Genomic DNA, 20,092 nt, shown 5'->3' with positions numbered 1-20,092 from the left:
ATCCAAATGAATGCTTCACTTCGCCCGATTATGTTCGTGGGCACGGCCTCTGATGTGGGCAAAAGTGTGATTACCGCCGGATTCTGCCGGATTTTTAAACAGGATGGCTATTCTCCTGCTCCTTTCAAGGCTCAGAATATGTCGCTGAACAGTTACGCGACGCCCGAAGGACTGGAAATGGGCCGTGCTCAGGCCGTGCAGGCCGAAGCGGCGGGCATTCCCTGCCATACGGACATGAATCCGGTGCTGCTTAAGCCGACTACCGATCAGCGTTCGCAGGTCATTCTGAACGGGAAACCCGTTGGTACGCAGTCCGCGTATGAATATTTCCGCACGCAGGATCGGCAGGAATTATTCGCCGAAGTAACCCGGGCCTTTGACCGACTTTCGGCCCGCCACTCCCCCATCGTGCTGGAAGGAGCCGGAAGTATTTCGGAGCTTAATCTCAAACACCGCGACATCACTAACCTACGCATGGCCCGGCACGCCGGAGCGGCCACTTATCTCATCGGCGACATCGACCGGGGTGGTTTGTTCGGGAGTGTCTACGGTACCATTGCTCTGCTAAGCCCCGAAGAACGGGCCTGTATGAAAGGCATTCTGGTCAACAAGTTTCGCGGCGATGCCCGACTGTTTGCCGATGGGAAGCAGATGCTGGAAGAGCTGACGGGTCTGCCCGTGGTGGGTATTCTGCCGTATTTCAAGGATATTTTTATTGAAGCCGAAGACTCTCTGGCTCTGGAATACAAAAAGCGAGTCGCCCAAACGCAGAAAATCAACGTAGCCGTTGTGCATTTGAATCGACTTTCAAACTTCACGGATTTCGATCGACTGGAGAATGATCCCCGGGTCCATTTATACTATACCCGTGAAGCCGACGAACTGACCAAAGCCGACATCGTTATTTTACCCGGCAGTAAAAATACCATCGATGACTTACTGATTCTGAAACAAAGTGGGCTCGATCAGAGCATTGTGCGGGCTCACCGGGCGGGGAAAACGGTCATTGGCATTTGCGGTGGCTATCAGATGCTGGGTCAGAGCGTGGAAGATCCGCAGGGCGTGGAAAGTTCTATTCCCCGTATCGCCGGACTGGGGATTTTACCCATCCAAACGGTACTACAACCCGTCAAAACCACTGTTCAGCGGCAGTTTCGCTATCGGGAGGAATCTTCCTGTTGTACGGGCTACGAAATTCACATGGGTGAAAGTCGCCCGCTGGGACCTGAACAGCCGTTGACGGTTTTCGAAGATGGACAAGCAGACGGCTATTACCTAAATGAGCGATGCTGGGGTACCTACCTGCACGGCATTCTGGATAATGAGGTGGTAATCGAAGAGCTTTTGTCCGCGTATACCACCGAGTCAGTAAGCTTCGATTACGCCGCCTACAAACAGGAACAGTATGATCGACTGGCGGATCTCATTCGTCAGCACGTAGATATGGAGCAGATTTACGCTCATTTGAAAAGCTAAGGTATGTTGCAGGGACACGGCGATGATGGGTATCAGTATGGAAAGCCCATCCTCGCGGATTTTAGTACAAATGTTTGGTACGGCGGCGAACCCGCCGGACTTCGGGCGTATCTGTTTGACCGCTGGTCGAGCATCAATCGCTATCCGGAGGTGCTGGCTGAAAGTTTGATTGAGCGACTATCGATTCATCACCAGCAGGCTCCCACCCAGTTTCTGGTGAACAACGGTACGACCGAAAGTATTTATCTCGTTGCTCAGGCCTTTGCGGGAAGTCGTACCACGATTGTGATTCCCGCTTTTGCCGAATACGAGGACGCTACCCGGATGCACGGGCATACCCTGACATTTTTGCCCTGGGAGCAAACGGATGCCCTGCCCAAGAGCGATCTCGTGTTTATCTGCAATCCCAATAATCCTACGGGAGCCGTTTTTCAGAAGCTGGACTACTGGCTTCGAACGTATCCCCAAACGGTATTCGTCGTGGATGAAGCTTTTATTGATTTCACCCGAGCCATTGACTCTTGTGAATCGCTAATCGCGTCGTATGGGAATCTGATTATCCTGCGGTCGCTTACCAAAACTTACGCAATACCGGGCCTTCGGTTGGGTTACGTGATGGCTCAGGAAAACGGTATCGAACGATTGAAGCGGTACAAGCAGCCGTGGACCGTCAACGCCCTGGCTCTGGCCGCCGGGCATTTCATTTTCGAACAGTTTGATGCCATTCAGCTTCCACTGGATCAGCTTTTAATCGATAAAGAAAAGCTGGTAACTGACCTGCGAACGCATTCGGGGCTTCGGATTCACGACAGCCATACGCACTTTTTTTTGGGGGAAACACTCGACCGTACCGCCGCTGAATTAAAACGCTATCTGCTCGAATCGCACGGCTTACTCATTCGGGATGCCAGTAATTTTCGGGGCTTAAGTCCCCGGCACTTTCGGATCGCTACGCGTACGCCCGAAGAAAACCAGTGGCTCCTCAACGCCCTTCAGACATGGCCTTGTTAACTTTTTTTCCGCTGATTTTCGGCTACGGGCTGGACTTGGTAATCGGTGATCCGGACCACTGGCCCCACCCCATTCGGCTTTTTGGTACGACGATCTACAAGGGCGAACGTTGGTTGAATCAGGGTCGGTATCGATTCTGGAAAGGGGGTTTGTTTGCTGTAGTATTGATTATCACCGTCTTTTCCTGCTTTTGGGGACTGGAACGGTTACTCTCCGCAGGCCCCTGGTGGATTGCCGGACTAGTTCAGGGCGTATTTATCTGGTATGGGCTCGCCAATCATAACCTGATCCGCGAAGGCCGACAGGTATTTACCGTACTGGATACGCAGGGGCTGGAAGCGGGGCGTAAGCAATTATCCCGCATTGTGGGTCGTGATACGTCCCAGCTCAGTGCTCAGCAAATTCGTATTGCGGTACTGGAAACCATGTCCGAAAACCTAAGTGACGGCGTCATTGCTCCGCTTTTCTATTATGCACTGGCGGGCATTCCGGGTATGATGGCGTACAAAATGGTCAATACGCTCGATTCCATGATTGGTTACCGCAATCCGCGTTATGAGCAATTCGGAAAGGTTGCTGCTCGCATCGACGATGTAGCTAACTTCATTCCCGCCCGACTCACGGCCCTACTGATGGTACTGGTAACGGCGAGCGGCCGGGGGCTCCGCTTTATTTTCCGATACGGTCATCAGCACAAAAGCCCCAACGCGGGGTATCCCGAAGCGGCTCTGGCGGGCATTCTTAACTGCCGGTTCGGCGGCCCTAACGTCTACCACGGCATCCGCGTAGAAAAGCCGTACCTGGGGGAACAGGAGCGAATGATTGAACCGCACGAAATCAAACGCGTAAGCTGGATCAACCACGCCTGCTGTCTGGTGATGGTGCTGGGTTGCCTGGCTTGGAACGCGTGGAACCAGGGTGCGTGGTAGAGAAGAGTAGTTGGCAATGTTCACCTGTTTCCTATTTGACACCGTAATTTCTATGCTATTAAATCGTCTTTTTAGATAGTTTGATTTGTTGCAATCCTTTCCTTCTGTGCCAGTACACTAACCTCGTCCCACTTTTCTTAACTCCCTAATGCTTTGATTGTCTGTACAAATCATTTATTCGGGTAAGTCAATGACTGGTTTTTTCTCGCTTTGGGGTCGTTGCACTAGCGTCGGTATTGGTACATACGTTTCCGTATAGCCACCGCCAGCACTTAAGAGAAAGCCATTACTCGTGGAAAGTCCACACCCGTAGTCTTTTACGCTCCGATTTTGATCGCCGAAGGGCAGCGTCAATACGGCTTGAGTAACCTCCTGCCACTCACCGCTCAGGGTATGTACCCACACGTTTTGATAAGAAGCAGATCTGCGATGCCGATCATCATGCGTGGAAAAATCTTCCAGAAAAGCCTGAGCTTCGGTCAGGCTTTTCATCAGGGTAGGTGTACTTATTTTTGCGATCCTCTCCCACCGCTGGTCTTTTTCGAAGAATAAAGTGTATATCGTTTGATGGTGTACGGAATCGGGTTGAAGATGGATTAAAAATTTGTAGGTAGTATCTTCTTTCCAATCATACACCAGATGGGTATGAACGCCGCTTCCTTCGCGGCCAAACCGGGAACTAAACACCTGCGGTCCTTTTTCCAGTAAGGTGGCCCGCATCGAATCCGGCACCTGCCTGGGATTGTTATTGCCCGCGTTGGCATCCCAAACCGAAAAAATCACTCGCCTTTCCCTGGTAGAATGTACCTGGATTCCACTATAGAATAATCTTCCTCCCAACACCGAATAATAGGTATGGGTCGGAGCCTCACCCGTTGGCACGTTTATCTCGGCATAAATCCAGTCCGCCGGTTCTTTTAAAACGTAATCTAATGTCAGATAAGCTGCTCCGCGTTTTTTAGAGCCTTGCGTTAGCGGACGCGTACGGTCCAGATCAGCCTGCGTGACTAGCTTAAGAGGCGGATGAATGCCCCCCTGAAAGGTGGTTCCGGTCACCGCCATTTCAGTCGTTACTACTTCCCACTGTAAGTCAGGGTCCATCCAGAGTTTACCCGGCCCTACCAAACCCGCTCCTACTTCTATTCGCGTGGTTTGCGATGGAATATCCAGCCCAATCTTATATTTTTCCAAATCCAGCGATCCTTTTATGCCTCGCTTCTGCATGTTATCAAAAGCGACCGGATAACTCCCAGCTTCAGCCCGGAAGCACAGTCCGGCCCATTGCTGGACATCCTCCACTTTGAGATAACCCGTAAGACGAACGCGTTTGCCCGCCAGCTTTTTCACGTTAATGGCTTTCAATACATAGCCAAACCCATTAGGTCGTTTGGTATTGGATTCAATCCGGAGTGACGCCTGTTCACCATGCCGTTGATTTTCATCCTCAGTGAGTTGATACTCGCCGGGATGGCATTCGTAGGTAAGCCCTTCCGGCGGTATAGTAAATGTACCAAGCATCAAAGGCAGGCACAGTACGCTCCAAAACACGATTTTGAAAGGCATTTCAGTAGAGGTTAAGTCTGGCAGATGCGGCTACTGTACCCAAGGTTGCTTTGGTTTGACCTTAGCTGAGTAGAAAAGGCTGGTGGAATCAGGAATATTATTGCTAGACAAAGCGAGTACATGATGGCACCTTTAACAATCTCAGCGAAACGAAACCTAGAAGACGCCTAGCTTAGCTCCTGTTTTTACAAAAGAACCTCCTGCCGTAGTTTTTCAACCACATCAGGAGGTTCTTTCCCCTACGCTACGGTTGGGGCGGGTTTACTTTTTAATCGTATCACATACCATCGGTCCGCATCGCGTATACCAGTTTTACGTGACGATAAGCGTTAATCTCCGACCATTCATTATCGTAATTCAGTCCATACGGCCAGAAGTGACTTCCGCCGGTATTGATGACGGCATTCGCTCCATCGAAAGTTTTAATGGTGGAGACGGCATTCGCTCCCGTGAAAGGCCCCGTAGACGTGTTGGCATACCAGCCCCCCGAGATGCCTACACCCCAGGTATGTCCGATTTCGTGCATGGCCGTACGCGTGTTTTGATAACTAGGATTACCCCCGAAGCGAATGTTTCCGTTGGTACTACCGTCGGCGGTCTGTACACCGGTGTTATACTCAACGGTCAGGGTTCTGGCGGGCCAATTGGCAAAACGGTTATAGCGGGCACAGGCGTCATTCATAGCACTGGTAATCCGGGCCCGTACATCATCGGGTACGTTAGACGTCGTTAAAACCCAGCCTAACTGCCCCGCTTCCTGGGCTTTAATCAAGGCCCACTGCTGGTTTTCTCCACCCCAATACCCCCATTGTTTGATCTCGGCCAGATCGTCGATCGACTGGTTGAATACATCCAGATCTTTGCCACTGTTCCGATTGATAATGCGATAATAACCATCCCCTAAGGCCAAAAATTGCCATTGCTGCTGGTTGGCTCCGGTGTAATTGGCGATACTAACGTCCCCCCCATCGGCCGTTGAACCTTGTACCACTTCCAACGCACGTTGACTTTGCACCCCTACAATGGAATAAAATCCACCCGAAAGCTGGGTCAGCGTCCATTCCTGATTACTGGCTCCGGTTCCGCCGTACTGGACAATATTAGAACCTGAAGCCGTCTGTAAACCTTCCACATCCAGCATTTTTCCGCTGCGTCGATTCACAATGAAAAACCGACCATTCGCAGCGGTTTGCAAGCTTTCCGAGGCAGGAATGCGAGCCCCTTTAGAGCTGACTACAACTTTAGATTCAGGTTTGGGTTGGGTTAAGTTTTCTTTTTGGCAACTGGTTACCAAAGCCAGGACCGCCAGAGCGAGTCCTTTTAAACTTACTTGCGTTTTCATAGTAATAGAGTTGATTGACATGTGGTGTACATACCCATGCTTATGTACAACGTTTGGGGTGAACAAGAGAGCATGAGAAAAGCAGTGAGTAAGCGGCTTTCTCCTGTAGGCCTTACTCCCTAACGAGGGATGAAGCAGGAAGGGCGGAAGTAGTGCATCTGAAGTGATTCCATCTCGTTAGTTTTGGCGGTGAACACGATGAACAGATTTGTACTTATTGAAAACCCGCCGTACCTAAAAGCGTAAGCGGGAAGCAGTCTGATGAAAAAGTTTTAGTGAAGAAATGGGGTGACTAATTTCTTCAAGGACGCTTTACGACATCAGGCCTGCGTTTGATGCTCCTATGCAATTACCCTTACTGATATACTCTATTAATTCTAGTTTTTTATAAAAAAATACAAAAAACCATTATCGTAAGGTAAGACAAGGCTTATCCGGTTGGAATAGGAACGGCACAGATCTATGGTTTGCTGATTCGTATGACTTATCCGATTACTGCCTAGGATTGCCAAACCCACTTTTAGCAGCTGGTTGGTCTGACCATCAGAATTGGTATTTTTGTGGGTCAAACTTTAGGCAATGCAGCGAATCATCATCTCAGGAGGACCCGGAGCCGGTAAGAGTACCTTACTTGAAGCATTACAGGACCGGGGGTATCCTACTTCGGCCGAAGTATCGCGACTCCTGATTCAGGAACAGGTACAGCGGGGTTCCAAGCGGGTTCCCTGGAACGATCTGAGCGGTTTTGCCGGGCTGGCTTTGGAACGAATGCAGAGAGCCTATCAACAAGCTCAGGAACCGCTGACGTTTTTCGACCGGGGCATTCCTGATATTCTGGCGTATCTACGGGTGGGCAACATTCCGGTTCCACCGGAATGGATACAGGTGGCCCATCAATACCCTTACGCTCCCTGGATGCTGATGGCTCCGCCCTGGAAAGAAATTTACGTCAACGACGCCGAACGCTGGCAGACCTTTGCCGAAGCCACACGGCTGTACGAAACTCTATCGGAGGTGTATCAGTCGCTGGGCTATCAGCTGATCGTACTTCCCCAGGTTTCTGTGGCTGAACGCGTGGCTTTTGTGGAAAGTATACTGGAACAAGGATTGCTGCCTGCTTTCACGCCGGAGTCCGGTTTTTGTCAATCAGGCAAGCTTCGTGTTAGTGACCCGACAATTTCTTCGTAGTTTTGCGGCCCCATCCAGGTAACCGTCGTGAGGCGACGGTTTGAAAAGGGAATCCGGTGCAATTCCGGAACAGTCTCCGCTGCTGTAAGTTCTGCAAGAGTTTTGAGTGTTGCGTTTAGCGTTCTGAGTTGTTGAGAATACTCCAAACACTAAACTCAAAACACTAAACTCCCAACATTTCCTAACAAGATACGCCACTGTACCCCTTGGGTATGGGAAGGGGTTGGGAAGGGAACGAGTCAGAAGACCTGCCTGAGTGGTTAACCCCCGACAGCTTTCGGAAGAAAAGCTCGTACGAATCATGATGCATCCTTTGTTTACTTTTCCGCAGAAATGTATGCGGCAATGGGCTCCACTGTTGGTAGTGGCAGCATTCACGCTGGGCTTACTGAGCCAGTGTAGTTCCACCTCTTCCGTTGCCGAACAGGGCGAAGCGGCCGTTAAACACGACTACTTTCCCGAGAAAGTCCAGATCAAACACGCCAAAGGTTTTCGGATTACCTACCGCTCGCATTACAAAGTGGTACAGATTATGAGTCCCTTTGAAAAGAGCACGGATACGGCGACCTATGTTCTCCTGCAACGCGGTACGCCCCGTCCGAAAGGGTACGAGAATAGTCAGCTCATTGAGATTCCCCTGCGTTCGCTGGTGGCAATGTCGTCCATGCATATTGGACTGGTTAGTTTTCTCGACGCCGAAGCTATTCTGGTAGGACTGGGCGATCTCAAGTACGTATCTTCCGAAAAAGTCATTTCCCGTATCAACGAAAAGAAAATTACGCAGGTGGGCAAAGATCAGACGCTCAACGAAGAAACGCTGGTCGCCATGCACCCCGATCTGGTGATGGCCGTGGGGCAACCCAATGCCCGCATGGATCGCTACCAGACGCTCAATGCCGCCGGAGTACCTGTTCTGATCAACTCCGAGTGGGTCGAAACAACACCACTGGGCCGGGCCGAATGGGTGAAGCTGCTGGCAGCCTTGCTCAACCAGGAAGAACGGGTGAATCAGCGATTTGCCGCCGTGGAAAAGGAATACAACCGCCTCAAAGCCCTGACCCGTTCGGTCAAAACACGGCCTAGTATCATTACTGGTACCAGCTACAAGGATTCCTGGTTCGTACCCAATGGCAACAGTTACATGGCTCAGTTTTTCCGCGATGCCGGAACTACTTACCACTGGAATGCCACCCGGGCCACGGGCAGTTTGCCGCTTAACTTCGAAGCCGTGTATCCTATTGGCCTACAAGCCGATTACTGGCTAAATGTAGGCATCAGCGGACGGGACACGAAAAAAGACATCCTGGCCCGCGATGTACGCTACGGGGATTTCAAAGCTTTCAAAACCGGCCAGTTGTATAACTACAGCAAGCGAACCAACGCCCGGGGATCAAACGATTACTGGGAATCGGGGGCCGTTCATCCGGAGCGGGTACTGGGCGATCTAATCAAAATTCTGCATCCCGAACTCCTGCCCGATTACGAACTGTATTACTACAAACAACTCCAATGACACCACGCCTGCGACTCGTGCTGGGTTTACTCCTGGCAGCAACGGTAGTTGGTTTTCTGGTGAACCTTACCCTGGGTTCCGTAGCCATTCCGCTTGGGGAAGTGGTACGTATCGTACTTCACCACGAATCCGAACAGACGGCCTGGCTATTTATCGTTGAAAAAATTCGTATTCCCAAGGCATGTACCGCCGTGCTGGTGGGCTGGGGATTATCCGTGAGTGGGCTGCAAATGCAAACGCTTTTTCGCAATCCGCTGGCTGGCCCCTCCGAGCTGGGCATTACTGCGGGAGCGGGTCTGGGCGTGGCGGCGGTGATGCTGGGCAGTGGAAGCGTTACCAGTCTGTACGCCATTCGGCAACTGGGGCTTTCCGGGAGCTGGCTGATTGTAGGGATGGCTTCGCTGGGTTCCGCCCTGGTACTGGGACTAGTCCTGCTCATTGCCGGACGACTTCGTGACCATGTAGTTCTGTTGCTGGTGGGGGTAATGGTCGGCACGATCACCTTTTCCGTCATTAGTATCTGGCAGTATTTCAGTCAGCCCGAACAGATTCAGGAATATTTACTCTGGACCTTTGGCTCACTGGGTAGCGTACTCGGATCACACCTGTACGTGCTCGCGGGCGTGGTCATGCTGGGGCTGGTACTGGCCTTCGCCTCTTCCAAAGCACTAAATGCTTTACTGCTGGGAGAAGCCTATGCCCGCAGTATGGGACTGACCGTTCGGCGGGCCCGTACCCTGATTATTGCCAGTACAAGTCTGCTTACGGGCAGTATCACCGCATTTTGCGGTCCAATTGGGTTCATTGGAATTGCCGTGCCGCACCTGACCCGTTCGTTGCTGGGCACCTCCAATCACCGCATTCTCATTCCGGCCAATGGCCTAATTGGCAGTCTGTTGATGTTAGGTTGCGACAGCATTGCCCAGCTTCCCGGTACGCAATCGATCTTACCCATCAATGTAGTGACGTCCTTACTGGGGGCTCCGGTGGTGATCTGGATGATTGTCAGTCGTCATAAATCCGTTTTTGTATGAGCCAGCCGCTACTAACGACCCATGACCTGCGGATTGGCTACGCGACGAAATCCGTTGCTGGACCTCTGAACCTGAGCTTGCAGCCGGGTCAGTTGGTCGGTTTGCTGGGACCTAACGGAGCGGGCAAATCGACGTTGATGCGAACCCTTTCGGGTTTACAGGCGGCCTTGAGCGGCGAAATTCACCTGAGCGGGCAAGTACTAGCCAGCTTCGCTCCTACCGATCTGGCCCGAAAACTCAGCCTGGTACTGACCGAACGCGTCGAAGCCGGACACCTGCGGGTTCGCGAACTGGTAGCTCTGGGCCGCACGCCGTACACCAACTGGCTGGGCAGTCTGACGGCGGAAGATCAGCGTAAAGTCGACTGGGCTCTGGAACTAACCGGAACCACGGCCTTTGCCGATCGACGCATTTCCCAACTCAGCGACGGCGAACGGCAGAAAGTCATGCTTGCCCGGGCACTGGCTCAGGATACCGATCTGATTTTGCTGGATGAACCCACCGCTCACCTGGATTTACCGAGCCGGGTGGAATTGATGCGACTGCTGCACGAGCTGGCCCGGCAAACGGGAAAGGCCATTCTGCTTTCCACGCACGAACTGGATCTGGCCCTACAGGCCGCCGACCAGTTGTGGCTCATGGGAACCAACGGCCGTTTTGCTCAGGGTGTACCCGAAGATTTGGTTCTTAACGGTGCGTTTGAACGGACTTTTACGGCCGCCGGTTTTGTGTTTGATCGTCTTACGGGCACTTTCCAGCTGTACCCCTCCCCTACCGGTCCTGCCGTACAACTAACGGGTGAAGTCGGTCCGCTGTTCTGGACCCGACGAGCCTTGTGGCGGGAAGGCTACCGTACGGAGCCTGGGGCTGCCCTTACCGTGGAGGTACAGTCCGATCGCTGGCTCATTGATGGAGCCATTGCGGTCACTTCCATCCAGGCATTACTTGAAGAACTTTCCAAACGGCTCAAGGGCCGATCAATCATACTATGAAAATTTACACCAAAAAAGGCGACAAAGGAACGACGGGTTTGTTCGGCGGTAGTCGCGTCGCCAAAGATGACGTCCGCGTGGAGTGCATTGGTACGCTGGATGAGGTAAACTCAACGATTGGACTATTACGCGTGAAGCTCGGGACTGAGCACGAATGGCAGGCCAATCTGCACAAAATTCAGAAGGATCTGATGGACATGATGTCGCACCTGGCCCGTCCTTCCGACGCGAAAAAAATCAATACGAATCCGCTTCCCGAAGACGGAGCCGAGTTTTGCGAAACCTGGATCGATAATCTGGAAGCGGCGATGACCTCGCCTTCCGACTACTTTCTCTTACCAGGCGGAAACGAGATTTCAGCCCTCTGTCACATGATTCGTACGCAGATGCGGCGGGGTGAGCGGCGACTGGTTTCACTCATCAAAACCGATACCATCCACGACGCTATTCCGGCCTACATCAACCGCCTGTCCGATCTGTTTTTTACACTGGCTCGGGCCGAAATGGATAAAGCCGGGGTCGCCGAAGAAAAATGGCAACTCTTTCTGTACAAACGCTTTAAGACACCCGAATGATCATTTACATCTCGGGTGGAGCCCGGAGCGGCAAAAGTCGCTACGCTCAGGATCGGGCTCTCGCTTTGTCGGAGTCGCCAGTATACGTGGCTACGGCGAAAATCTGGGACGAAGAGTTTGCCGGGCGGGTGGATCGGCACCGACGGGAACGCGGTCCGGAATGGACGACGTTTGAAGCGGAAAAAGACCTGGCTACCCTTCCCTTAGCCGGTCGGGTCGTCGTCATTGACTGCATTACGCTCTGGCTCACGAACCTGTTTCTGGCTCACGAAAACGACCTGGATCGGACACTGGCAGCGTTTCAGGCCGAGGTGAATGCTTTGGTAGAGATTCCGGCTACGTTACTGATTATTTCCAACGAAATTGGCATGGGCCTGCACGCCGATACGCCGCTTGGACGGCAATTCACGGATTTGCAGGGCTGGGCAAATCAATACGTAGCCCGTCAAGCGGAGGAAGCGATTTTTATGGTATCTGGCTTGCCCCTGCGGCTGAAGTAACAAGTCTTTTAAATGACCTGACAGAAACAAAAGGATTTCTGTCAGGTCATTTATCCGCAAAAATTTGACTCAATTCCCGATGCAGATCCTCTCCCCGTAGATCCCGGGCAATGATTTTACCCGAAGGATCGATCAAAAAGTTAGCGGGAATGGACCTGATGCCGTACTGCTTGGCCGCTGCGTTATCCCAGCCCTTTAAATCCGAAACCTGGGTCCAGGTAAGTTGATCTTTCTCAATGGCTTTCAGCCAGGCTTTCTTCTGACCCGGAAAATCGAGGGATACGCCCAGGATCGTAAAGCCTTTGGCCTTATAGGTCTGATAAGCCTTGACAACTTGCGGATTTTCCTGCCGACAGGGACCACACCAACTGGCCCAAAAATCGATTAACACGTATTGATTTTTAAAATCCGATACCTTGATGGACTTGCCTTCGGGCGTGGGCTGCTCAAAATCGGGGGCCGTACTACCCAGCTGGGTGCGGGTGGGAGCTGCCAATTGTATGGGAATATCCCTACCCAGCGGCGTTTGCTTGAGCTTTTCCGGTACTTTCTGATAGACTTTAGCGGCTCGCTCCCCCATACCCGACTGAGCGGCCACGTGGGATAAGCTAATCAGGCTGAGGTAAGCGTCGGGATGCTGGTCGGCAAAAGCCAGATGAATTTCGTAGGATTCCCGCAACAGCTCCTGCTCCCGATTTAGCAGGCTATCGTAGATGGTTTTATCCTTCAGCTTTTCCGGCGGCAGGGCCTGAGCTTGCCGAACAAAACGCTGAAAGGTTTCATCGTTGGCTTTCAATTGGCTTTGCAGCTCCCGGTGTAAGGTATTACTGGGCGAATCCTGAATGCGGATATGTTTCAGGGAATCTTTCGCTTGCAGCTGCATGGTAACGGGTTCCAGATAGAACCGCAGATAATCCATTTTTTCCCCTGCCGCCAGCTTAGTCTGGTAGGGATTCTTGTGGAGATATAGGGCTGAAAGGACCGGGTATTTCACCGTCCCCTGAAAGGTAAACCGCCCATCCTGTACCCGAGTGGAATCTACGATTTGCTGGTTCCCCTTTTCGTAAATCAAAAAAACTGTATCGCCATTTTTCAATGCATCCACCTTGCCGTTTAGGCGGAATGTAGATTGTGCGTTCAGCAAACAGGGCGACAAGGCCAGTAGGGTGCCTATAATTAATCGGAGCATAGCGGTAAATGAAAAGCCCTTTATCTGGTCAGACAAAGGGCGAGGTTTGTTAATCTTCAATCCAGGTCAGCTTATCCATAATCGGTTTACGAACGGCTGGTTTGCTCGGGGCGGTATGGTGGCCCAGGTAAAAGAGCCCGACGCACTTCTGATTTTCCGGCAGATTCAGGAAGGTTCCCAGGGCGGTCAGGTTACCCGGCGTGCTCCAGTAGCCGCCCAAGCCCATTGCTGTTACGGTTAACCATATATTCTGTACCGCACAGGCTACGGCGGCCAGTTCTTCCCACTCAGGTACTTTTTCGGGGTGTACTTCCATCACGATGGCGATGACAGCAGCCGATTTGAGGGCTTTCGAACGCGTACCTTCGTATTTGGCTTCCGAAAAGTTTTCGGGCGTTGTCTGCGAACGGTACGTTCCGCCCAGAAAATCAGCGAGTTTCGTTAAGCCATTTCCCCGGAAAATCGTAAAACGCCAGGGTTCGGTCAATCGGTGCGTGGGAGCGAAATTGGCGTTCTCCAAAATCATCTCCAGATCCTTCACCGAAATTTCCTCATCGGTATAGCTGGGCGGGAAAATACTGCGACGCGAACGGATCACTTCATTCAATACTTCTAGGGAAAGAGTCATAGCTTCAAACGTAAAGATCTGATTTGAAAGTCCCGAAGTTAGGAGGATTCCGCTGAACCCGGACAAAAATCCGTACACACTCGCCTTATCATTTGGTTACATATTCCAGTCCATTAGCCTTTTTTATAGTATATTTACTGTTTATCCCACTCCATCTTATCTTCTACGAATCGGTACGAAAACCCTTTCCGCAGGTGTATCATGAAAAGTCGGGACAATTCCACCGCACCATCCTTACTATTCCGCCACCCGGCAGATCTTCTGTCATGAAAAAAAAATGTTACCTGCTGCTATGGATACTGGCCTTTTTCTTGCCTAGTGTCTATGCTCAGCCGAAATCCGTCAAAGGTATACTCGACCTTCGGCACACGCCCCTCGAACAGTCGAAAGTTGCCCTGAACGGTGAATGGAAGTGGACTTGGGCACAACTGCGGAGGCCCGGACAAGCCGCTTCCCGTACCGAATTCACGCCTTTCCCCAGTTTATTCAATCAGTCTCACTGGCAGGGCAAACCTTTAACCGGTCAGGGTTACGCTACCTATGAACTGACCGTGCTGTTACCTGCCAGTCGCCCCCCGTTGGCCTTGTTCATGGGCGACTGTTACAGCTCTTTCCGGTTGTTCGTCAATGACGAGGAATTTATGAATAGCGGGCAGCCGGGTACGAGCCGGGCGACCACCGTACCGTTCTGGACTTCTCAGTGTCAGCTGCTACCCCGTCAAACCAGCGATACGCTACGGATTTTACTACAAGTGGCGAACTTTCATCACTCCAAGGGCGGGACCTATCAGGAAATTCAAATGGGTGATGCCCAGAAGCTTCTGCCAGAATACCGCCAGGTCAAAGCCATTGATTGGTTACTAACGGGATTTCTGCTCATGGGCGGCTTACTGTTTCTGGGCCTATTCAGGTTTGGTCAACACGATCGGGCCATTTTATACTTTGCCCTGTTTGCGTTTTGTTACAGTTACCGCATTGTCGGTACGGATTTGTACGAAATCCACGATTTATTTCCGAATGGATCCTGGAGCTTCATGCTTCATCTGGAGTATTTATCGCTGTTTCTGGGTATCGCCTTTTTTACGCAGTACACCCAGGCTCTCTACCCGCTCGATACACATCGAGTCATTATCCGGGGTATGACCGGAATTTGTTTGTTGTTTGTTCTGATTACGCTGCTGAGTTCACCCCTGATTTTCACCCAACTCATCAATCCCTTTCTGGTTTTGATGTTTATATACATTGCCTATGCCTTTTACGTGTATTCACAAGCGGCCCGGCACCGGCGTCTGGGAGCCTATTATGCCCTGATGAGCACTGGCGTGTTGATGATCGTATTTACCGTTATCAACCTTCGGTATTTTGGGCTGACTACCCCCGAGAAACAACTGCTGTTTATTGGTTATCTCTGTTTCTTTTTGCTGCAATCGCTCATTCTTTCTTTTCGCTTTGCCTTCACATTGAAACAAGCTCGGCTTCAGGCGGAGGAAGGATTACGGGTGAAAAGTGATTTTCTGAGTACCATGAGTCACGAAATCCGGACGCCGCTGAATTCCATCATTGGTATGACGCACCTGCTGCTGGGCGAACGTCCCCGCACCGATCAGCAGCAGCACCTGGATGTGATGCTTTTTTCGGCGAATAATCTGCTCAACATCATCAACGACATTCTGGATTTCAATAAAATTGAGGCGGGAAAAATTGTTTTTGAAGCCATCCCCTTTGATCCCGTTCAGATGGCCCGAAACATTGTAGCCAGCTATCGGCCTTACGCGACAGAAAAGCAGCTATCCTTGGAAATCGAAACGGATTCGACCTTGCATACACTCATCCTAGGCGATCCGACCCGTACTTCACAGGTGCTTAACAATTTAGTGCATAATGCTCTTAAGTTTACTCAAAACGGCTGGGTGCGGTTGGGCATTCGCGTACTTGAGCAATCGGATACGGAAATCTGGCTAGAATTTTCAATAGAAGATACGGGTATTGGCATAGACACCGAAAAACAGCAACTCATTTTTGAACGCTTCACCCAGGCCGACTCCTCCATGACGCGTAGCTTTGGCGGTACCGGCTTAGGGCTGGCCATTTGTAAACATCTACTCGAATTGCAGGGGGTGCCCCTGCAGTTGAGCAGTACGCCAGGCCATGGCTCCCGTTTTTACTTTCGTCAACGCTTCGCTAAAGCTGATAAACCCCTCGAAACTAGTCCAGTCGCTGTCGTGGACGAACATCCGTTACGAGGGCTAAAAATCCTGTTGGTCGACGATCAGCCCATGAATATTCTTGCTGCTCGTGGCATTTTGAAACGCTGGGGAGCTGAAGTTGTAACGGCGACCCAGGGAGAAGAAGCTCTACAAAAAGTCAAAAAAGAGCAACCCATGCTCATTCTCATGGACCTGCAAATGCCGATCATGGATGGCTACGAAGCCAGCCGACAATTACGACAAGGGGGTTATACGCTGCCCATTATCGCTTTGACGGCAAACCTGATTCCGGAGATTTCGGATAAAGTGAAGGCTTCGGGTCTGAACGACATCGTCCTGAAACCGTTCAAGCCCGAAGAATTACTACGGGTTATTCTTGATCATACGGCTTCGGTGGTACGGTAACATCGGTTTTCTGTAACGTTCGTATCGCAAAAATCACGCTGAACAAAGCAAAAATGGCACCAGCAATAAACGGAGCTCCCGGAAAATACACGGGTGCCGAAGCCTGGGTAAAGTACGAAAACAGGCTCGTCATAAACGGAGGGCCAATTATGGAAGTGACGCTCACCAGACTTGTTAGAGCCCCCTGGAGTTCACCCTGTTCATTGGCCGGTACCTGGCTCGAAATAATTCCCTGTAACGAAGGTCCGGCAATTCCGCCAAGGGCGTAGGGAATGGTGAAAACGAACATCATCCATCCTTGCGAAGCAAAAGCAAAGCAGATAAAGCCGATAATCGTACAAAGCAGCCCCACGTATACCGAACGCCGGGGGCCAATTCGCGGCGTGATCAGTCGGATCACACCCGCCTGAACAATGCCCACGCACAGACCAATACAGGCCAGCGAAAGGCCGACCCACTTTTCCGTCCACTGGAATTTTTCCATGGTAAAGTACGTCCAGGTACTCTGGGTAGCGTGCCCGGCAATGTAAATACATACCAATGAGGCCGTCAAGCTCAGAATGACCGGATACCGTCGCAGGTTAAGCAGCGAACTGACCGGATTGGCCCGTTTCCAGTCGAAAACGCGTCGGTTTTCCGGAGCCAAGGATTCAGGTAAAACAAAATAACCGTACAGGCAGTTAATCAGCGACAGTGCTGCTGCGACGAAAAAAGGTACCCGCGACCCCAAACTTCCCAGCAATCCGCCCAATGCAGGGCCCAGGATAAACCCAGCACCGAAGGCCGCACCGACTAGGCCAAAATTCTGAGCTCGTTTTTCGGGTGTACTCACGTCGGCGATGTAGGCACTGGCCGTCGTGAAGCTTGCTCCGGTAATGCCCGCCAGAATACGGCCTACAAACAGCCAGCCAATGGAAGGAGCAAAACCTTGCAGGATGTAGTCAAGGCCAAACCCCAGCAGGGACGCTAGTAATACGGGCCGTCGGCCAAAATGATCACTTAGCCCCCCGAGTACGGGAGCACAGAGAAATTGCATAATGGCGTAAGCAAAGGTCAGCCAGCCGCCGTACAGCGACGCCTGACTGATATTGCCCTGAATGAGCTCTTCAATGAGTTTAGGGAATACTGGAATAATGATTCCCAGTCCGGTAACGTCAATCAAAAGGGTAATGAAAATGAACGTCAGTGCTGCCGAAGACTTGGTCGTGGCCATGTAGGTAAGGAGTGTCGAAACTCAAAAATACAAACGTCTATTGAGGTTTGGATGATTTCCTTAAAAAGACTTAACTAGCCACCTGCTAGCAGATTAGTACGTTGAATTAGTACGATTTTTTTAGAAAATTTCGAGTAGCATTGTTCGTGACTGATGAAATCACCCCAGATTGATATAACTTCAGAAGCTCATGATTCCCTGAGTATTCCGGTTTCTTCGCCGGGGGTCGCTTTGCTTGAACCAATATACGCGGCGGAACAGCTTATGGACCTGCGGATCGTTTTTCTCAACGAAGCCGGCCGTAATCTCTTACAATCCACTTCAGAAACTTCATTCCGAGCCTACGTACCCGATCCCTTTTTCCTGAATGTTTGTCCGCAGGTCATTCATACGCGACAAGCTGTTCAGCAGCGATTACAAATTCGTCCGGAACTTTGCCTGCAAGCAGCCTTGGAGATGGTCGGTACGCAGATGCTCTGCACCTTCTGGGAAGTAACCGATACCATTCAGCGGCTACAGTCCATTCTGGATGCTTCGCCCAATAGTATCATTTCCATGAAAGCCCTTCGTCAGCAACCAGATACTCCGGAGCTGATTACGGATTTTCTGATGGAAAATGCCAATGCAACGGTAGAACGGGATCTGTATCTGAAACCGCAGGACATCATGGGAAAAACGCTGATGAGCGTTTTTCCGGGCAATAAAGAATCGGGTTTATTCGATATGTATGCCCGGGTGGCCGAAACCGGTCAGCCGGAACACGCTATTCAGTACTACCGGGATAGTAACGGACTGGAAGCGTGGTTTGAGGTATCGGCCCTGGCCCAGGGGCCCGATCAGATTACCATTACCTTTACCAACATTACCCAGAGTCAACGTAACCAGCAACAGCTTAAGCAATCGAATGAAGCCCTAGAGCAGTTTGCTTCCATCGCCAGTCACGATTTGCAGGAACCGCTGCGAAAAATCAGACACTTTGGTCATTTACTAGCTACCCAGTACCAAGCTAATTTGGGCAAAGGAACCGAATTACTTGACAAAATGCAGTCGGCTACCGACCGAATGGGTTCACTCATTAATGATCTGCTCACGTTCGCTCAGCTAAGTAACGAATCGACGTCTTTCGAGGCCGTTGATTTGAACCAAATTCTGACGGAAGTCTGCTCGGATCTGGAGGTACCCATTCGGCAACAAGAGGCTCTCATAACCATCGAGCCCCTGCCCCACCTTCAGGCGAATGCCTGGCAAATGCGGCAATTATTTCAGAACCTGCTTTCCAATGCACTGAAGTACGTTGCTCCTGGTGTTCGCCCCGTCATCCACATTCGTTCTCAAGGTCCCCAGATTTACCTGCGGGACCGGGCCGATTCGTTTTACCGGATTGAGGTATCTGATAATGGCATTGGTTTTAACGAGGAGTATCAGGAGAAAATTTTTGAAGCCTTTCAACGCCTACACTCCCGGAGCACGTATAGTGGTACGGGTTTGGGCCTGACGATTGTTCGCAACATCGTCGAAAACCACGGGGGGCGGATTCTCGCTCATAGTCAGGAAAATCAGGGATCGACCTTTCAGATTTATTTGAAAGCCTAGGCTTTATCTTTACTCAACGCAGAATGGACGACTACGATATTCAGGATTGGTCTCGCATCTTACTGGGCGATTTACCAGGTCAATTTCTGCTGGAGGTAACGTTGCGAACTCTGATCATGTTCATCGTGATTGTGGTAACTATGCGTCTGACCGGCAAGCGGGCCGTACAGCAGCTCTCCATCATTGAACTGGTGCTGGTGATTGGCCTGGGTTCGGCGGCGGGTGATCCCATGTTTTACCATGATATTGGCTTACTACCCCCCCTGGTCGTTTTTGTAGTCATTTTGTTAGCCTACCGGCTGATTACCCGCATGGCGGCGAAGTCACGAAAAGTGGAAGAACTGCTGGAAGGGCGGCCGATTCTGATCATTGAAAAAGGCCTATTTTCCATTCAGGATTTTGACAAGGAAGACGTAGGACAGGATGAATTTTTCATGGAATTACGCTTGCAGGGTATTGAGCATCTGGGTCAGATTCGCCGGGCCTATATCGAACCTAACGGTCAGGTGAGCGTCTTTTATTACGCCGATGAAGAAGTCCGCATGGGTCTTCCCATCTTACCCGAATTATTTCATCGGAAAACCGAACGTATTTCTCAAGCGGGTACCTACGCCTGTACGTTTTGTGGACAGGTGGAGGAAATAGTACCGAAAGATTCGTATCACGTCTGCCCGGTTTGTACGCACAGCGAATGGGTACAGGCTCTAAATACGCCCCGTATCACCTGAGCCCCG

At 51.1% G+C, this 20,092-nt stretch carries 17 protein-coding genes and 1 riboswitch; of the genes, 12 read left to right on the top strand and 5 right to left on the bottom strand.

Annotated features, from left to right (window positions below):
* The first annotated feature begins 6 nt into the window (after positions 1-6).
* The 3 genes from ACOJTG_RS15700 to cbiB are packed head-to-tail and all read left to right on the top strand — an operon-like array spanning position 7 to position 3,416.
* A complete protein-coding gene (locus ACOJTG_RS15700; protein ID WP_420154694.1) occupies positions 7-1,476 on the top strand; it encodes a cobyric acid synthase in 1,470 nt (489 codons plus the stop codon).
* 3 nt (positions 1,477-1,479) lie between these two features.
* Positions 1,480-2,487, top strand: a complete 1,008-nt coding sequence (locus ACOJTG_RS15695) for a threonine-phosphate decarboxylase (protein ID WP_420154693.1) — start codon at positions 1,480-1,482, stop codon at positions 2,485-2,487.
* Entirely contained in the window at positions 2,475-3,416 is a 942-nt protein-coding gene (cbiB, locus tag ACOJTG_RS15690; protein ID WP_420154692.1) for an adenosylcobinamide-phosphate synthase CbiB, read from the top strand. The genes ACOJTG_RS15695 and cbiB overlap by 13 nt, the downstream gene beginning before the upstream one ends.
* 174 nt (positions 3,417-3,590) lie before the next feature.
* On the opposite strand, the gene ACOJTG_RS15685 is transcribed toward cbiB, so the two are convergent.
* Together ACOJTG_RS15685 and ACOJTG_RS15680 are read right to left on the bottom strand one after the other, a co-directional pair.
* Positions 3,591-4,979: a DUF3472 domain-containing protein gene (locus ACOJTG_RS15685; RefSeq protein WP_420154691.1), complete on the bottom strand. Its 1,389-nt coding sequence runs from the start codon at positions 4,977-4,979 to the stop codon at positions 3,591-3,593.
* A gap of 277 nt (positions 4,980-5,256) precedes the next feature.
* Positions 5,257-6,321: an RICIN domain-containing protein gene (locus ACOJTG_RS15680; protein ID WP_420154690.1), complete on the bottom strand. Its 1,065-nt coding sequence runs from the start codon at positions 6,319-6,321 to the stop codon at positions 5,257-5,259.
* A 579-nt stretch (positions 6,322-6,900) separates the two neighbouring features.
* On the opposite strand from ACOJTG_RS15680, the gene ACOJTG_RS15675 reads away from it, so the two are divergent.
* The 6 genes from ACOJTG_RS15675 (at position 6,901) to ACOJTG_RS15650 (ending at position 12,123) form a co-directional block, all read left to right on the top strand.
* Positions 6,901-7,509, top strand: a complete 609-nt coding sequence (locus ACOJTG_RS15675; RefSeq protein ID WP_420154689.1) for an AAA family ATPase — start codon at positions 6,901-6,903, stop codon at positions 7,507-7,509.
* Positions 7,509-7,780, top strand: a riboswitch (cobalamin riboswitch). Its footprint overlaps the gene before it by 1 nt.
* Positions 7,781-7,810: 30 nt before the next feature.
* Positions 7,811-9,022, top strand: coding sequence for an ABC transporter substrate-binding protein (locus tag ACOJTG_RS15670; RefSeq protein ID WP_420154688.1), 1,212 nt, complete (start codon positions 7,811-7,813; stop codon positions 9,020-9,022).
* A complete protein-coding gene (locus ACOJTG_RS15665) occupies positions 9,019-10,056 on the top strand; it encodes an iron chelate uptake ABC transporter family permease subunit (RefSeq protein WP_420154687.1) in 1,038 nt (345 codons plus the stop codon). Before ACOJTG_RS15670 ends, ACOJTG_RS15665 begins: the two co-directional genes overlap by 4 nt.
* A complete protein-coding gene (locus tag ACOJTG_RS15660) occupies positions 10,053-11,048 on the top strand; it encodes an ABC transporter ATP-binding protein (RefSeq protein ID WP_420154686.1) in 996 nt (331 codons plus the stop codon). The genes ACOJTG_RS15665 and ACOJTG_RS15660 overlap by 4 nt, the downstream gene beginning before the upstream one ends.
* The gene (locus tag ACOJTG_RS15655; RefSeq protein ID WP_420154685.1) at positions 11,045-11,623 is read left to right on the top strand and encodes a cob(I)yrinic acid a,c-diamide adenosyltransferase; all 579 of its coding nucleotides are present in this window, start codon (positions 11,045-11,047) and stop codon (positions 11,621-11,623) included. Before ACOJTG_RS15660 ends, ACOJTG_RS15655 begins: the two co-directional genes overlap by 4 nt.
* Positions 11,620-12,123 (top strand): bifunctional adenosylcobinamide kinase/adenosylcobinamide-phosphate guanylyltransferase, encoded by a 504-nt coding sequence (locus ACOJTG_RS15650; protein ID WP_420154684.1) that lies wholly within the window; start codon positions 11,620-11,622, stop codon positions 12,121-12,123. Before ACOJTG_RS15655 ends, ACOJTG_RS15650 begins: the two co-directional genes overlap by 4 nt.
* 46 nt (positions 12,124-12,169) lie before the next feature.
* On the opposite strand, the gene ACOJTG_RS15645 is transcribed toward ACOJTG_RS15650, so the two are convergent.
* A complete protein-coding gene (locus ACOJTG_RS15645) occupies positions 12,170-13,312 on the bottom strand; it encodes a redoxin domain-containing protein (protein ID WP_420154683.1) in 1,143 nt (380 codons plus the stop codon).
* 49 nt (positions 13,313-13,361) lie between these two features.
* Complete coding sequence (locus ACOJTG_RS15640) at positions 13,362-13,940, bottom strand: nitroreductase family protein (RefSeq protein ID WP_420154682.1); 579 nt, start codon at positions 13,938-13,940, stop codon at positions 13,362-13,364.
* A 266-nt stretch (positions 13,941-14,206) separates the two neighbouring features.
* On the opposite strand from ACOJTG_RS15640, the gene ACOJTG_RS15635 reads away from it, so the two are divergent.
* Positions 14,207-16,552: an ATP-binding protein gene (locus ACOJTG_RS15635; RefSeq protein WP_420154681.1), complete on the top strand. Its 2,346-nt coding sequence runs from the start codon at positions 14,207-14,209 to the stop codon at positions 16,550-16,552.
* Here the strand turns inward: ACOJTG_RS15635 and ACOJTG_RS15630 are convergent.
* The gene (locus ACOJTG_RS15630) at positions 16,518-17,765 is read right to left on the bottom strand and encodes a TCR/Tet family MFS transporter (protein WP_420154680.1); all 1,248 of its coding nucleotides are present in this window, start codon (positions 17,763-17,765) and stop codon (positions 16,518-16,520) included. The genes ACOJTG_RS15635 and ACOJTG_RS15630 overlap by 35 nt on opposite strands.
* Before the next feature lie 153 nt (positions 17,766-17,918).
* Between ACOJTG_RS15630 and ACOJTG_RS15625 the strand changes: the two genes are divergently transcribed.
* Positions 17,919-19,358 (top strand): sensor histidine kinase, encoded by a 1,440-nt coding sequence (locus tag ACOJTG_RS15625; protein WP_420154679.1) that lies wholly within the window; start codon positions 17,919-17,921, stop codon positions 19,356-19,358.
* Positions 19,359-19,381: 23 nt separating this feature from the next.
* A complete protein-coding gene (locus ACOJTG_RS15620) occupies positions 19,382-20,086 on the top strand; it encodes a DUF421 domain-containing protein (RefSeq protein WP_420154678.1) in 705 nt (234 codons plus the stop codon).
* The last annotated feature ends 6 nt before the right edge of the window (positions 20,087-20,092 follow it).

The sequence above is a fragment of the Siphonobacter sp. genome, assembly GCF_048595215.1.
Taxonomy (GTDB): Bacteria; Bacteroidota; Bacteroidia; order Cytophagales; family Spirosomataceae; genus Siphonobacter.
Note: the sequence above shows the minus strand (reverse complement) of the source record. Positions and strands in the feature narration are given on the sequence as shown.